This is a genomic window from Idiomarina sp. ST20R2A10, from assembly GCF_051842345.1.
Lineage (GTDB): Bacteria > Pseudomonadota > Gammaproteobacteria > Enterobacterales > Alteromonadaceae > Idiomarina > Idiomarina loihiensis.
Window position 1 is genome coordinate 104,061 of sequence record NZ_JBNIEY010000005.1, and the last position, 16,448, is coordinate 120,508.

Genomic DNA, 16,448 nt, shown 5'->3' on the forward strand with positions numbered 1-16,448 from the left:
GTTGAGCCTGTGAAAAGCGACCCGATAAAAAATCATAAAATAACGACTGCGGTGCAGCATCCGTCCCCGCATTACGATGAGCGCCCACAGACCGCGGAAGTCAGTCTGCTGGTCATTCATTGTATTAGTCTGCCGGAAGGACAATATGGTACACCTTATATTCGCCAGTTGTTTCTGGGCGAACTGGAACCCGATGAACACCCGGACTTTGCTATTCTGAACGGACTGAGGGTGTCTGCCCATTGTGTGATCCGCCGGGACGGTACGCTTGAGCAATACGTGCCCTTTGATAAACGAGCCTGGCACGCCGGTATGTCCCGTTACTGCGGGCGCAGACGATGTAACGATTTCAGTATAGGCATTGAGCTCGAAGGAACCGACTACAGTGCCTATACTCAACAGCAGTACGAACAATTAATTGCAGTCACTAAGGCGTTAATCAGCACATATCCCAAGTTAAACCGTCGACGTATTGTCGGTCATCAGGATATCGCTCCGGGCCGCAAGACCGACCCGGGCAGTGAATTTGACTGGCAAACCTATTTAAATGCCCTATAAGGAGTCATGAATGGTCCTCATTGCGTTGCTGATAGCACTAAGCGTTGAGCGTTTGTACCACAGCCCTGCATTCTTGCACTGGGCTTTCTATATGGAACGTTGGCAACACTGGAGTGCGGCACGGCTTACAAACGAAAAATGGGAAAGTGAGCCACTGCAACTGGTTCGCCTGCTAGTTCCTGCTTTGGCTGTCGGTTTTCTAGTGGTGGTGTTGGACAACCTGATGGTGACCTTTATTGTCAGTATTTTGTCTTTACTGCTGGCGATGAATTGCGAGCCCGCCCGCAAAAGCTATAAGGCTTATTTAAAGGCCGCAAACCGGGGCGATGAACAACAGGTAAATGAACATCAACACGCATTAACTGAATTTGCCGGGCAGCATCAGCCAAAGCAGTTAAGTGACTCGTTAATCTGGATCAATTACCGGCAATATATTGCGGTAATGTTCTATTTTGTGCTGTTTGGCAGTTTCGGCGCTCTGGTATACGCCAGTCTGCGTTATGCCGAGAAGCAAATAAGCGAACCGGAGTCGACTAAACTCTGGCAGCAATTTATGTGGTTTGCAGACTGGGTTCCGGCTCGCTTAGCTGGATTCGGTTTATTAATTGTCGGGCATTTTTCGCGGGCGTTCCCAGTTTGGGTCAAGCACAGTCTGAACCCGCAGGCCGACCCGGATAAACTGCTTTTTAATGTCGCCAGCAAAGCAGAAGACATCCCTCAGCACCCCGACGACAGAACCGAGCACATCGCTTGCCAGTTGCGCTTAATGCGCCGCCAGCAGATTTTCTGGGTGTGTGTTATTGCCGCCTTAACCTTAACGGGTTGGGTGAATTAGAGGTTGTACCAGCTGAGAAAAATTTGGGCTCAGCCGTTAAATGATTTAGAATAACCGCATCTTTTGGTCTGACCAATTCACCGTTATGCCAGATTTACCCATAAAACAGACGAAGCTTTCCGACACTATCGTGGCGCATCTGGAACAGATGATCGTCGATGGTCGGCTTAGTGCCGGGCAAAAACTGCCGGCAGAGCGTCAACTGGCTCAGCAATTTAATGTTTCACGCCCATCGCTGCGCGAAGCCATTCAAAAATTGGAAGCCAAAGGTGTGGTAGAACGTCGCCAGGGCGGCGGAACTTACGTTGTGAATAGCATCAATGAGCAACTAACAGAGCCACTGTTTGAGCTCTTGGCCAAGCACCCTGAGTCGCAGTTTGATTTGCTTGAGTTCCGTCATGCACTGGAAGGCATCTCGTCCTTTTATGCAGCATTACGAGGCACCGAGGCCGATCTGGATCGGATTTCTGAGAGTATAAAAGACTTAGAGAATAGCCGGGCTAACAGCATCGATGATCAGGTCAATGCAATAGTGGAATTCTATCACCGTATTGCAGAGGCCTCGCACAACGTTATTTTGTTGCATGTCATTCACGGCATGCAGGAATTACTGGCCGAAAATATTAGGCAGAACCTGGAAATACTGGCGGGTCGTGACGACTTGCTGGGAAAACTGAATCAACACCGTCAGCAGCTGGTTAGTGCCATTGTTGCCGGTAAACCGGAGCAAGCGCGGGATGCGTGTCATCAACATTTAGCCTATATTGAACAGACATTGTTAAACTTAGGCAAAGAACAGTCACGCATTCAACGTTCGCTACGACGTTCCTGAATTGATAAAAAGGTAAGGAATAGCTATGAGTGAAGAATTAAACAAAGATGTCGACCAGCAGGAAACTCAAGAGTGGTTAGACGCTCTTGAGGGGGTGCTTGAGGCTGAAGGCCCGGAAAGAGCGCACTATCTGTTAGAGCAACTGGTCGACAAAGCTCGTCGCAATGGCGCTTATTTACCGTATAAGCCAACCACGGCATATCTGAATACCATTCCTGCCAGTCAGGAACCCACTATGCCGGGTAACCAGACGCTGGAATCGCGCATTCGTTCAGCCATTCGCTGGAATGCCGCCATGATGGTGTTGCGTGCATCGCAAAAAGGCGAAGAGTTAGGTGGCCACCTTGCCAGTTTTGCTTCTTCGGCGATGTTATACGATGTTGGCTTTAACCATTTCTTCCGTGCGCCAAATGAAGACGATGGTGGTGACTTCCTGTTTATCCAGGGGCATGTGTCACCTGGTATCTACGGCCGGGCCTTCATTGAAGGACGTTTGACCGAAGAGCAATTGAATAACTTTCGTCAGGAAGTCGACGGTAAAGGCTTACCTTCTTATCCGCACCCGAACTTAATGCCGGACTTTTGGCAGTTCCCGACGGTCTCTATGGGCTTAGGCCCAATTCAGGCTATCTATTTAGCCCGCTTCCTTAAGTACCTGACTGACCGCGGCATTAAAGACTGCTCGAAACAACGCGTTTACTGCTTCTTAGGTGACGGTGAAACCGACGAGCCAGAAAGCTTAGGTGCTATTGGTCTGGCTGCTCGCGAAGAGCTGGACAACCTGACCTTTGTTATTAACTGTAACCTGCAGCGCTTAGATGGCCCGGTACGTGGTAACGGGAAAATCATCCAGGAACTGGAAGGCAACTTCCACGGCGCTGGCTGGGAAGTGATTAAAGTTATCTGGGGGCGCTACTGGGATCCGCTGTTGTACCGCGACACCGAAGGTAAATTGCAGCAGTTAATGGAAGAAACCGTTGACGGTGATTACCAGAACTTTAAAGCCAAAGGTGGCAAGTTCACCCGTGAAAACTTTTTTGGTAAGTACCCTGAAACCGAAGAAATGGTCGCCAACTTGTCTGACGAAGACATCTGGCGCTTAAACCGTGGCGGGCATGACCCGGTAAAAGTCTACTCGGCGTACCATAAAGCCGCTAATACCAAAGGTCGGCCACAGGTTATTTTAGCGAAAACCGTAAAAGGTTATGGCATGGGTGCTGCGGGCGAAGGTAAAAACATTGCCCACCAGGTTAAGAAAATGGATTTAGACGCGGTTAAGCACATGCGTGACCGTTTCAATATCCCGTTTGAAGACAAAGAGCTGGAAGACCTGCCTTACTACAAGTTTGACGACGACAGCGATGAAATGAAGTATTTGAACGAGCGTCGCGAGAAGCTCGGTGGTTATATGCCAGTGCGTCGTCCGGAAAGCGATGTTGAGCTTGAGCTGCCCGCACTGAAAGCTTTTGATGCGGTTCTGAAAGGTTCAGGGGATCGTGAAATTTCCTCAACTATGGCCTTTGTTCGTGTACTGACAGCGCTGCTGAAAGACAAGAAAATTGGTAAACGTATTGTGCCAATTATTCCGGATGAAGCTCGTACCTTTGGTATGGAAGGCTTGTTCCGTCAGGTGGGTATTTATTCGCACCATGGCCAGAAATACACGCCGCAGGATAAAGACCAGGTTGCCTATTATCGTGAAGATAAAAAAGGCCAGGTGATTCAGGAAGGCATCAACGAACTCGGTGCTATGGCGTCCTGGATTGCAGCGGGTACCAGTTACTCGTTAAATAACGAGCCGATGATTCCGTTCTACATTTACTACTCAATGTTCGGTTTCCAGCGAGTCGGTGACTTAGTCTGGGCCGCAGGTGACAGTCAGACCCGCGGCTTCCTGGTCGGAGGTACTGCCGGTCGCACAACGCTTAACGGTGAAGGTCTGCAGCACCAGGACGGACACAGCATGGTTCACTTTGGCACGGTGCCAAACTGCATTAGCTATGACCCGACTTACGGTTATGAAATTGCAGTTATCGTGCACGATGGTCTGAAGCGCATGTTTGGCGATCAGGAAAATGTTTTCTATTACCTAACCGTAATGAACGAAAACTACCATCAACCAGAAATGCCGGAAGGTGTCGAAGAAGGCATCATCAAAGGTATTTACGAACTGGATAAAGTGAAGGCCAAGAACAAAGCTAAAGGCGATGTTCAGTTGTTAGGCAGTGGTACTATTTTGCAGCAAGTGCGTGAAGCAGCGACAATCTTGTCTGAAGAGTACGACGTGAACTCAACGGTTTACAGCGTAACTTCATTCAATGAGCTGGCGCGCGATGGTCTGGATACTGACCGTTGGAATATGCTGAACCCTGAGAAGAAAGAAAAAGAAGCCTACATTACGCAAGTGATGAAAAAGGCGAAAGGACCGGCAGTAGCGGCAACCGACTACATTAAGCTGTACGCTGATCAGGTTCGCGCCTGGGTACCAACCTCTTACCGCGTATTAGGTACCGACGGCTTTGGACGCTCAGACAGCCGCGCTAACTTGCGTAAGCACTTTGAAGTGAACCCGCACTATATTGTGGTTGCAGCACTGAAAGAGCTGGCAGACCAAGGTGATATCGATAAGAAAGTGGTAGCTAAAGCTATCAAAGACTACGATATCGACACTGACAAGCTGAACCCGCGTTTAGCATAAGGAGGTACTGAGATGGCCGATCAAATCGAACTCAAAGTCCCCGACGTGGGCGGCGAAGAAGTAGAAGTCATTGAAATTTTGGTCAGTGAAGGCGATACCGTTGAGCAGGAAGACGGTATCGTTACTGTCGAAAGCGACAAAGCTTCTATGGATATTCCGGCGTCTTCAGGCGGTAAAATTACCGAGCTGAAAGTAAAAGTTGGCGACACCATTAGCGAAGGCGACGTGCTGGCTATGATCGAAGCTTCCGGTGACTCGGAAGAGTCGGATGACTCTGACAGTGAAGACTCTGAAGAAGCCAGCGATAAAGCCGACGAGGAAGAAAGCGACGATAAAGAAGCCGATGACGAGGCTGAAGAATCGGAAGAGAAAGAGGAAGAGGAGAAAGACAAAGACTCTGAATCTGAGAAAAAATCTTCTGGTGGTAGCAGCAAAGTCATAGACGTGGAAGTGCCGGATATTGGTGATGAAGAAGATGTTGAAATCATCGAAATTCTGGTCTCCAAAGGCGATTCAGTGTCTGCTGAAGACGGTTTAATTACACTAGAAACCGATAAGGCCACCATGGATGTGCCTTGCCCGGAAGACGGTGAAATTGAAGAAATGCTGGTTGAAGTCGGCGACAAGGTGTCGCAGGGCTCGGTTATTGCCAAGCTGAAAGTTTCTGGTGGCGCTGATGACTCTGAAGCTGAAGAGAAAGACTCAGCGAAAGAAGAGAAGTCAGAATCTAATAAAGACTCTGGCGAGAAGTCCGAAGATAAAGACCAGAAGCAAGAAAAAGACAGTGGTAGTAGCGTTAAGCCAAGTAGCGAACGCCAGCCGCCGGTTCCTGATCATCCAAGCCAACGTAGCGATCGTAAAGAAGGCATTCTGCATGCGTCACCTGCGGTACGTCGTGTGGCACGTGAATTTGGTGTCGACTTATCGCAAGTGAAAGGCTCGGGCCCTAAAGACCGTATACTGAAAGAAGACGTGCAGGAGTTTGTTAAATACGAACTGTCCCGTCCAAAAGCCGTGGCTGGTGCAACAGGCCAGGGTGGCGGTGGATTACAGGTTATTGACCCGCCTAAGGTCGACTTCAGCAAGTTCGGTGAAGTGGAAGAAGTTCAGTTGTCGCGCATTCAGCGTAAATCTGGACCAAACCTGCACCGTAACTGGGTGACTATCCCTCACGTAACACAGTTCGATGAGGCCGATATTACTGAGCTGGAAAACTTCCGTAAGTCAGAAAACGAAGTGGCTAAGAAGAAAGATCTGGGCTTCAAGATAACGCCGTTAGTGTTTATTTTGAAAGCGTGTGCCAAAGGCCTGCGTGAGTTCCCGACCTTTAATTCGTCCTTATCAGAGTCTGGTGAATCACTGTACATGAAGAAGTACGTGAACATTGGCGTTGCGGTTGATACGCCAAATGGTCTGGTGGTTCCGGTTATTCGTGATGTCGACAAAAAAGGCATTTACGAGCTTTCGGAAGAGCTGGTGGAAATTAGCTCGAAAGCGCGTGACGGTAAGTTGAAAGCAACCGATATGCAAGGTGGGTGTTTCTCAATTTCCAGCCTGGGCGGTATTGGTGGTACAGCCTTTACGCCTATCGTGAATGCTCCTGACGTGGCCATTCTCGGGGTTTCTCGTAACGAGATGAAACCGAAATGGAACGGCAAAGAGTTTGAACCACGTCTGACTCTGCCATTATCGTTGTCATACGATCACCGTGTTATTGATGGTGCTGAGGCCGCGCGTTTCACCGCCTATTTAAGTGGTGTATTGGGAGATATCCGCAAATTGGTGCTTTAAGCACCAATTGGGGTAGGAAATACGAAAAAATTCGCGCTACAATAGCGCCACATTTAGCGTTGACTGAGCGCAGCTGGTGGCTCAACTGGCTGTGACAAAAAAGGGGTTAACATGAGCGACAAAATTACAACACAGGTAGTGGTGTTAGGTTCGGGCCCGGGCGGATATTCAGCAGCTTTCCGTGCAGCTGACTTGGGTCTGGATGTTGTTTTGATTGAGCGTTACAGCACCTTAGGCGGTGTTTGCCTGAACGTTGGCTGTATCCCGTCAAAAGCATTGCTGCACATGACCAAGCACATTGAAGAAGCTCAGCACCTGGCAGAAGAAGGTATTGAGTTTGGCGAACCGAAAATCGACCTGGATAAGCTGCGCAAACACAAAGAAAAAGTGGTTGGCCAGTTAACCGGCGGTCTTGGTCAGATGTCAAAAATGCGTAAGGTAAAAGTTGTTAACGGTTACGGCAAATTTACCGGCAGCAACACCATTAAAGTTGAAGGCGACGACGGCGAAACCGAAGTTAAATTCGATAACGCGATTATTGCTGCAGGCTCTCAAGCCATTAAATTGCCGTTCATTCCACATGACGACGACCGCGTATGGGATTCCACCGACGCGCTGGAACTGAAAGAAATTCCTAAGAAAATGTTATTGTTAGGCGGTGGTATCATCGCTCTGGAAATGGGGCAGGTTTACGCATCACTAGGTTCTAAGGTTGATGTGGTTGAAATGACGGACCAACTGGTACCGCCAGCGGATGCCGACATCATCAAGAACTTCAACAAGCAAATCAAAGGCCGTTTTGAGAATATTATGCTCAATACCAAAGCGACCAATGTTGAAGCGAAAAAAGACGGTGTGTATGTGACCTTTGAAGGTGATAAAGCGCCAAAAGATCCAGTCAAGTACGACGCTGTACTGGTTGCTGTAGGCCGCGCACCAAACGGTAATAAAATTGACGCAGACAAAGCTGGCGTTAATGTCGACGACCGTGGCTTTATCAAAGTTGATAGCCAAATGCGCACCAATGTTGACCATATCTTTGCCATTGGCGATGTTGTTGGCCAACCCATGTTGGCGCACAAAGCGGTACATGAGTCGCATGTGGCGGCAGAAGTGATATCCGGTAAGAAGCACTTCTTCGAACCTAAAGTCATTCCTTCTATCATGTACACTAACCCGGAAGTTGCTTGGGCAGGTGTTACTGAGAAAGAAGCGAAAGAGCAGGGCATCGAATATGATGCAGTGACTTTCCCTTGGTCAGCTTCAGGCCGCGCTATCGCTTCAAACGCACAGCAAGGCATGACCAAGCTCATCTTTGATAAGAACAACCGTATTATTGGTGGTTCTATGTGTGGCACTAACGCTGGTGAATTGTTGGGCGAAGTTTGCCTGGCAATTGAGATGGGCTGTGATGCAGAAGATATCGCTCTGACTGTTCATGCACACCCAACCTTACATGAATCAGTTGGTTTAGCTGCTGAAATTCAGGAAGGTGCTATTACCGATATGCCGAATCCTAAGGCGAAAAAGAAGAAGTAACATTTTGTTACGATAAATCATCGGTAAAACGGCTGCATTCATCGCGAATGCAGCCGTTTTTTTTGCGCTGAATTTAACAATGCGCTAGTTTAGTGGGGTTAAAATAACGAACACAAAAGAAAGGGTAATAACCGATGAAAAAATTAACCGCTGTAGCGCTTGGCGTATCTATGGCTTTAACTCTGGGCGCCTGTTCTCCACAGCAGGAAGAATCAAAACAACAAACCCAGCAGGCTGAAGAAGCAAAAAAAGAACTGAGCTCTGGCGTTGTACTTGAGAACTTTGATCACAGTGTTAAACCGCAGAACAATTTATTCCATTATGTAAACGGTACCTGGATTGATAAAACAGAAATCCCTTCTGATCGCTCATCTGTAGGTTCGTTTTTCGATTTGCGCGAACAAAATCAGAAACGTTTACGCGATATCATTGAATCAGCAGCCTCTTCTAACCCTGAACCAGGCACAAACGAGCGTAAAATTGGCGACTTCTTCAATGCCTATATGGATGTTGAAACACTGAATGAGCTAGGCGCAAAACCAATTACGAGTGACTTAGACGCTATTCAGGCACTGGAAGATTACGACTCAGTTGCTGAGCATATGGCACGCATGTTCCGTGGTGGCGTTTCAGTTCCATTTGGTTTTTATGTTTACCCAGATGCGAAAGACCCGCAAATTAACGCGATGTATGTTTCTCAGTCAGGCTTAGGTCTGCCGGATCGTGACTATTACCTGAAAGACGACGAAAAGTTCGAAGAATTCCGTAACGCATACGTCGAATACGCGGAAGACATTCTGGGTATGGTTGGGGTCGAAGACGCAGCAGGCGCCGCAGAGCGTATTCTGAAGTTAGAAACTCAACTGGCAGAAATTCAGTGGAGCCGCGTAGAAAGCCGCGATGCGAATAAAACCTACAATAAAAAATCAGCCGACGAAGTTGCTGAAATGCTTAACAACTTTGATTTCAAAAAGTTTATCGAGACGTCTGAGTTATCTGATGTAAAAGAAATGGTTATTCGTCAGCCATCTTATTTTGAAGAATTTGGTGAACTGTTTAATGAAGTGGACTTACAGGCGTGGAAAGACTACTTGAGCTTCCGTCTTGTGAACGAGTACGCTTCTGCGTTAAGCGAAGATATCAGCAAGCGTCGCTTTGATTTTTACGGCACAACATTACGTGGTACACCAGAGCAGGAACCTCGCTGGAAACGCGCGGTTGATGCAACCAACAGCGTATTAGGTGAAGTGTTAGGTCAAGTCTACGTTAAAGAGTACTTCCCGCCAGAAGCTAAAGAGAAAATGGAAGGTTTGATTGAAAACCTCCGTGACGCTTATGATCAGTCTATTCGTAACCTGGAGTGGATGACGGACGAAACCAAAGAAAAAGCTTTGGAAAAACTGAAGAAATTTGACCCTAAAGTAGGTTATCCAAGCAAATGGCGTGACTACAGCGAACTGGAAATTTCGTCAACTGACTTAGTTGCTAACTACAAAGCTTACGCCGAGTTCAATTATCAGGAAGAAATTGCCAAAATTGGTGGTCCTGTTGATGAAGAAGACTGGGGTATGACTCCGCAAACAGTCAATGCCTACTACAGCCCGGTACGTAACGAAATCGTTTTCCCGGCTGGCATTCTGCAGCCTCCATTCTTTGATATGGACGCCGAAATGGCAGTAAACTACGGTGGTATCGGTGCGGTAATCGGTCACGAAATGGGACACGGTTTTGACGACCAGGGCGCCAAATATGATGGCGACGGTAACCTGCAAAGCTGGTGGACTGATGCTGATAAAAAGGCGTTCGAGGAACGGACTCAGCAACTGTCTGAACAGTATAGCCAGTACGAGCCAATTGAAGGCCTTAATGTTAATGGTGACCTGACTCTGGGTGAAAACATCGGCGATTTAGCCGGCCTGACCATCGCGTACGAAGCCTACAAAATGTCATTAGAGGGCGAAGAAGCCCCAGTTCTTGACGGCTTTACCGGTGAACAGCGCGTGTTCATTGGCTGGGCTCAGGTATGGCGCGGCAAGTATCGCGAAGACGCAATTCGTGAGCAGGTTATGAGTGACCCGCACTCGCCGGCGGAGTATCGAGTAAATGGTACTGTTGTTAACGTTCCGGCGTTCTACGAAGCCTTTGATGTTGAAGAAGGTGACGAATTGTACGTTGCACCTGAAAACCGCGTTACTATCTGGTAATATAGCGGACTATGAAAACATTAACGGTTGTCTGGATATTGGTTACAGCACTGCTGGTGGGGAGTTTCTCCTCACCAGCAGTGCATGCTATGCCGATGTCAGACACCGTTAGTGCTTCGTCATCTCAGGATATGTCACAGCATGACTGTTGTGATGAGTCCGATATATCAATGGAGCAATCGAACTGCGACAGTGAAAGCTCCTTTTGCCAGCAGTGTGAACAACATTGTGCGGGTCAACTGGCGCTGTTGAACCCATTCAAACAACTTTCGCCAGCAGCATCCACGCACGCTGCCCATCCCCTTTATTCAAACCTTCCGGTTATTACTGAAACGCTGATACGTCCGCCGAAATACGCAGTTTAAGCCCAGTTTTTACGTCTTAAACCTTTGTTTTCGAGGAAATACCATGCGTTATTGGATAGCGATATTACTCCTGATCCCACTTCTATCTGTGGCTCAGGAACACAATCATAATCATTCAGAAGATCAAAACCCGTTTGAGCAGAGCTCCGAGTACGTGTGCCCTATGCACAGTCAGGTGGTTCGGAACGAGCCGGGAACCTGCCCAATTTGTGGGATGGATTTAGTCGAGAAAGAGCCTAAACAGGACCTTTCTGAGCATGAAGGAGAAAAAAGCTTCACCGTGCCGGAGTCCAGTCAGCAGGCTATTCGGGTAACTACCGCAAAAGCGGTTCGCAAAGATTTGCAACCGCAGCTTATGGCACAGGCTCAGGTACGCTGGCAGGAGTCCGCTCAGCGGCATATCCACAGCCGCGCCGAAGGCTGGGTAGAAGAATTACATGCTGACGTTGAAGGACAGTGGGTAGAGAAGGGTGACAAACTCTACAGCCTGTATGCACCAGACTTAGTTGTGGCTCAGGACGACTACCTGCAGTTACTTGATTCACTCTCAGATATCCGTAACGGTAACAGTCAGCAAAGTTTTAAGCGCCGCGGCCAGCAGCGTCTGCGTTTGCTCGGTATGAGCGAAGCGCAGATTAAAGCTCTGGAACAAGGTGGCGAAACCGAATATGTGGTCGATTACTACGCACCTGAGTCGGGCTATATTACCAGTCTGGATATTCAGGAAGGCATGTACGTGTCTCCGGGGCTTAAGTTGCTGACGCTGACGCAGGATAATCAACTGTGGTTCTTTGCCGATGTTCCGGCGCGTTACAGCAAACAGTTAAAAATCGGGCAAATGGCCCATATTTCTTCTGAGCACTTCCCTGGCGGCCACTGGATGAACGCCATTGACTATATTTATCCACAAATTGACCCGGTAACCCAGACAATCAAAGTACGTATTCCGGTTAACGACTCTATTGATCGGCTGCGTGAAGGACTCTGGGCGACGGCTCATATTGAACTGGAGGCAGTAAAAGATGCTGTGGTTGTGCCGGTTGCCAGCTTAATTGTCACCGGTGCCAATAACCGCGTGGTGGTAAAATCCGGAGCGCGCGAATTTGAAGTGCGCGAAGTGACGACCGGGCTGCGTGTGGGTAACCAAATTGCCATTGAAGAAGGCTTGCAGGAAGGTGAGTTAGTGGTCACTTCCGGGCAATTCCTTCTGGATTCAGAGGCCAGCTTGCAAGGTCTGGGTCTGGATAGCAGCGATGATGCCCCTGCGCCACAACATAACCACTAGGAGGTTTTATGTTAGCTCGTATTATTGAAGCCTCCATACGTAACTCGTGGATGGTGTTGCTGCTGTTCTTAGGTCTTGCATTCTGGGCCTGGCAGTCGCTGCAGCAAACCAAACTGGACGCAATACCGGACTTATCGGAAGTTCAGGTTATCGTCAAAACCAATTACCCGGGGCAAGCGCCGGCGGTAGTGGAAGAGCAGGTGACGTACCCGCTTTCGAGCGTGATGCTGTCCGTACCTAAAGCCACCTCAGTGCGCGCTTTTTCGTTCTTTGGCGACTCTTACGTTTACGTTATTTTTGAAGACGGTACTGACCCTTACTGGGCCCGAAGCCGGGTGAATGAGTATCTGGATCAGGCACAAAGCCAGCTTCCGGATCAAGTTCGGCCGGAGTTAGGCCCCGATGCGTCCGGTATTGGCTGGGTGTATCAATACGCACTGGTTGATGAAACCAATCAGCTCAATCTGGGTGAACTAACCCGCTTGCAGAACTGGTTTTTAAAACAGGAACTGCAAAGTGTGCAGGGGGTAGCAGAAATTGCCACGGTTGGCGGCATGGTTGAAACCTACCAGGTAGTGGTGCAGCCGGAAGCTTTACATCGTTATAACCTCACCCTGAACCAAATTAAGCAAAGCATTCAGCAGGCCAATAACGAAGTGGGCGGCTCTGTGATTGAAATGGGTGAAGCCGAATACATGGTGCGCGGGTTGGGGTATTTGAAAAGTGTCGAAGACATTCGAAAAATTCCATTGCCACTGTTATCACAGCAGCAGGGTACCGTGTTGCTGGAAGAAGTGGCTGATATTCGCATTGGGCCGCAGGTGCGTCGCGGTATTACCGAGCTGAACGGTGACGGCGAAGTCGTGGGTGGTATTGTGGTTATGCGCCATGGAGAGAATGCCCTACAAACTATTGCCGCCGTTAAAGACAAACTGGAAGAACTGAAACAGGGCCTGCCCGAGGGGGTTAAGGTAGTTCCGACCTATGACCGTTCAAGCCTGATCCAGGCATCGACAGACAACCTCACCACTAAGCTCATTGAAGAAATGTTCTTTGTTGCTGTGGTATGCATTTTGTTTCTCTGGCATGCACGCTCAGCGGTGGTGGCCATTATCAGTTTGCCACTGTCAGTACTGTTCGCAGTGTGGATCATGAACATGCTGGGTATCAGCGCCAACATTATGAGCCTGGGGGGAATCGCCATTGCCATTGGCGCGCTGGTGGATGCCGCCATTGTCATGATAGAGAACACCCACAAGCACCTGCAGAATTATCAGGAGCGGCACAAAATCGTGGCTAAAGGCTCGGCACGGCTTAAAATTGTTAATGAAGCCTGTCGCGAAGTGGGGCCTTCGCTGTTCTTCTCGCTACTGGTAATTACCGTCAGCTTTGTTCCGGTGTTTGTGCTGCAAGGCCAGCAAGGGCGTCTGTTTGAGCCTTTAGCCTATACCAAAACTCTGGCCATGGCCGCTGCCGCAATTATTGCCGTGACACTTATTCCCGTGCTGATTGCGTTACTGGTGCGCGGTAAAATACCCGCTGAAGAAAAGAACTGGCTGTCTCGCGGTTTAATTGCGCTTTACCGTCCACTACTGGCTTTTACGCTTAAGTTCCCTAAAACCATTATTGTACTGGCTCTTTTGGTTACCGCATCTGCCTGGCACCCGTATAAGCAGCTTAATTACGAGCTGATGCCGCCGCTACATGAGGGGGACCTCATGTACATGCCCACCACACTGCCAGGCATCAGTGTTGAAAGTGCCGGTAAGCTGTTACAGCAAACCGACAAGTTCATTGCTGCGCAGCCCGAGGTTGAGCGCGTATTCGGTAAAGTTGGTCGTGCTGACACCGCCACCGATCCTGCGCCAATGACCATGATAGAAACCAGCATTACGCTGAAGCCGGAAAGCGAATGGCGTGAAGGAATGACGGTAGATGACATTATTGCTGAGCTGGATGAGCGGGTGCGAATACCCGGCGTGACTAATGCCTGGGTACAGCCCATTCGTACCCGCATTGAAATGCTTGCCACTGGTGTTAAAACCCCGTTAGCCATTAAAGTGAGCGGTAGTGATTTTCGTGAAATAGAAAAACTGGCCACCCGTATTGAAGATACGCTTTCTGAACAGGGGGCAACCGGTTCCGTTATTGCGGAACGTTCCGGCGGCGGCCGTTACATTGAGATAGAGCCGAAATTGCGACAAGCGGCTCGTTACGGCCTGACCCAGGCAGATATCCACGAGCATATTCAGTACGCCATTGGTGGAGCAAATATAGCGACATCGGTACAGGGCAATGAGCGTTTTCCTATTAACTTGCGTTATCCTCGAGAGCAACGTGACCATATCGAGAAGCTGAAAACCCTGCCGGTTAAATCGACTTCCGGGCAGTGGCTTACTCTGTCCGATGTCGCCGATATAAGGGTAACTCAGGGACCGGCCATGCTGAAAAGCGAAGATGCCCGTTTAAGCAGCTGGGTCTTTATTGAACCGGCTAAAGGCGTCACGGTTGGTGACTATATTACCCAGGTTAGTGGCGTTATGGATAAGTTGGAAATACCGGTAGGTTACAACTGGAGCTGGACCGGGCAATATAAAGCCATGCAACAAGTGGAAAGTGACTTAAAAGAAATCATTCCTCTGACATTGCTGGTTATTTTGTTGTTACTGTACATGACCTTCCGTTCGCTACAGCAGGCGTTACTGGTGATAGGTACCTTACCGTTAGCATTAACCGGTAGCTTATGGCTGATTTATTTGTTGGACTACAACCTATCACTGGCGGTTATTGTCGGCATGATAGCTCTTGCCGGTGTCGCTGCGGAATTCGGAGTGGTTATGCTGTTGTACCTGAACAACGCATGGAAAGCCGTGGGATACGACAAAAATCAGCTAAAAGCAGCAGTAGAAGAAGGCGCGTTGCTGCGCGTTAGACCGAAAGCCATGACCGTGCTGACCATTATTGTCGGCCTACTACCGATAATGCTGGGCGGCGGTGTTGGTAACGAAGTCATGCAGCGCATCGCCGCTCCTATGGTGGGTGGTATGGTACTGGCACCACTAATTTCCATGCTAGTGATCCCCGCGGTGTTTTATCTAGCGCGGAAATAACGCGGAGTAGCCTGACATTTATGTCAGGTGAGGTGGAAGATAGCGAGCGCTGGAGGTTGCAGGAACCATTGAGGAGGACGCCCGTAAATACATCCCTGTAGGGCTTGGGCAGCGCCATCCATGGCGCCGCACACCTCCTCAATGGTTCGCCGCAACCGTCGGGCGCGCTCACTATCTGCCACCGCACCTGACGCAAACTGCACCGATCTTTCCGCCCGGCATCTCACCTGACATAAATGTCAGGCTACGTGCTGTGATCGTCACGCGCGCAATTCCCCCAAAATTAACGTCAGGCGAAACTTTCCCAAATGGCATTAGCCGCCGGGCCTAACGTCCTGTTTGCAGAGCGCACTAGGTGAATTTCCAGGCGCACTTGCTGGACGAATCCGGGAATGCTGATTTCTACCAGCTTGCCCTGCTCAAGGGCGTCCAGAGCAATGTGTTTAGGAATAATGCCCCAGCCAAAACCTGCCATTAGCAATTCAAACTGAGTGTTAACCTCATTTACCCTTATGCGCTGCTGGCTGGGCAGACGCAGTACTGCATCCAGATTAATGCCTATCTCCAGGTTTTGCGGCACCAGCATAGGCAGCTCTAATAAATCCTGGCGGCTTTGCGGCATACGACCAAACTCTTTCATTAGCGCAGTTGAAATCACAACCGTTAATTCAAACGGTGCTACCGGCAGGGTTTCAAAGTCGCCATATTGACGAAATAAAGGCAGCCAGGGGCACAAAGCTAAGTCGGCACTGCCGTTATCTATACGCTTCAGCGCCCGCATTTGTGACTCGCCGTCTACGTGCAGTTCGGTAGTCGGGTATTGCTGTTGAATGTGCTGGATGCTGGGCACCCAAAGCTTACTGTCGCAGGTATGGTCATAGCATAGTGTCAGCAGGGGTTCGGCCCCATGTTTCAACTGTGTTGCCAGCGACTGGAGACGCTGTTGCTGGCGCACCACTTCTTCTGCCTGGCGTAAAAAGTGTTGCCCCTGCTCGGTCAGTTCCAGTCGATAGCCATCGCGGTTAAATAGAGCGAAACCCGCGTTCTCTTCCAGTTTTTTTAAAGCCATGCTAACCGCGGACTGTGTGCGGTTGAGTTGCTCGGCTGTTTTTTGCAGACTACCGAGGTTAGCTACCGTGATCATCATTTTTAGGTGAGATAAATTCATTAAATTTTTCTGATTATCTTTTTAATTTTAATTCAATATAACTGTAACTATACTTACGGTAAA

General features: G+C 49.1%; 11 protein-coding genes. 10 read left to right on the forward strand and 1 reads right to left on the reverse strand.

Annotated features, from left to right (window positions below):
• The first annotated feature begins 9 nt into the window (after positions 1–9).
• From ampD to ACP7H9_RS09235, 10 genes are all read left to right on the forward strand, one after another.
• Positions 10–558, forward strand: a complete 549-nt coding sequence (gene ampD / locus ACP7H9_RS09190; RefSeq protein ID WP_110013585.1) for a 1,6-anhydro-N-acetylmuramyl-L-alanine amidase AmpD — start codon at positions 10–12, stop codon at positions 556–558.
• A gap of 10 nt (positions 559–568) precedes the next feature.
• Positions 569–1,393 carry a beta-lactamase regulator AmpE gene (gene ampE, locus ACP7H9_RS09195; RefSeq protein ID WP_439222608.1) on the forward strand — a complete coding sequence of 275 codons (825 nt, stop codon included), beginning with the start codon at positions 569–571 and terminating at the stop codon, positions 1,391–1,393.
• An 85-nt stretch (positions 1,394–1,478) separates the two neighbouring features.
• Positions 1,479–2,225, forward strand: coding sequence for a pyruvate dehydrogenase complex transcriptional repressor PdhR (gene pdhR, locus ACP7H9_RS09200; RefSeq protein WP_011233718.1), 747 nt, complete (start codon positions 1,479–1,481; stop codon positions 2,223–2,225).
• Between the two features lie 25 nt (positions 2,226–2,250).
• On the forward strand, positions 2,251–4,923 hold the full coding sequence (gene aceE, locus ACP7H9_RS09205) for a pyruvate dehydrogenase (acetyl-transferring), homodimeric type (RefSeq protein ID WP_011233719.1): 2,673 nt from the start codon (positions 2,251–2,253) through the stop codon (positions 4,921–4,923).
• A 12-nt stretch (positions 4,924–4,935) separates the two neighbouring features.
• Positions 4,936–6,714 (forward strand): dihydrolipoyllysine-residue acetyltransferase, encoded by a 1,779-nt coding sequence (aceF, locus tag ACP7H9_RS09210; protein WP_439222609.1) that lies wholly within the window; start codon positions 4,936–4,938, stop codon positions 6,712–6,714.
• A 111-nt stretch (positions 6,715–6,825) separates the two neighbouring features.
• Complete coding sequence (lpdA, locus tag ACP7H9_RS09215) at positions 6,826–8,253, forward strand: dihydrolipoyl dehydrogenase (RefSeq protein ID WP_011233721.1); 1,428 nt, start codon at positions 6,826–6,828, stop codon at positions 8,251–8,253.
• 134 nt (positions 8,254–8,387) lie between these two features.
• On the forward strand, positions 8,388–10,457 hold the full coding sequence (locus tag ACP7H9_RS09220; RefSeq protein WP_439222610.1) for a M13 family metallopeptidase: 2,070 nt from the start codon (positions 8,388–8,390) through the stop codon (positions 10,455–10,457).
• Positions 10,458–10,468: 11 nt separating this feature from the next.
• Entirely contained in the window at positions 10,469–10,822 is a 354-nt protein-coding gene (locus ACP7H9_RS09225) for a hypothetical protein (protein ID WP_145914804.1), read from the forward strand.
• Between the two features lie 43 nt (positions 10,823–10,865).
• A complete protein-coding gene (locus tag ACP7H9_RS09230) occupies positions 10,866–12,107 on the forward strand; it encodes an efflux RND transporter periplasmic adaptor subunit (protein ID WP_273024561.1) in 1,242 nt (413 codons plus the stop codon).
• Between the two features lie 8 nt (positions 12,108–12,115).
• Positions 12,116–15,217, forward strand: coding sequence for an efflux RND transporter permease subunit (locus ACP7H9_RS09235; protein ID WP_439222611.1), 3,102 nt, complete (start codon positions 12,116–12,118; stop codon positions 15,215–15,217).
• Between the two features lie 289 nt (positions 15,218–15,506).
• On the opposite strand, the gene ACP7H9_RS09240 is transcribed toward ACP7H9_RS09235, so the two are convergent.
• On the reverse strand, positions 15,507–16,385 hold the full coding sequence (locus ACP7H9_RS09240) for a LysR family transcriptional regulator (protein ID WP_011233726.1): 879 nt from the start codon (positions 16,383–16,385) through the stop codon (positions 15,507–15,509).
• Positions 16,386–16,448: the final 63 nt, after the last annotated feature.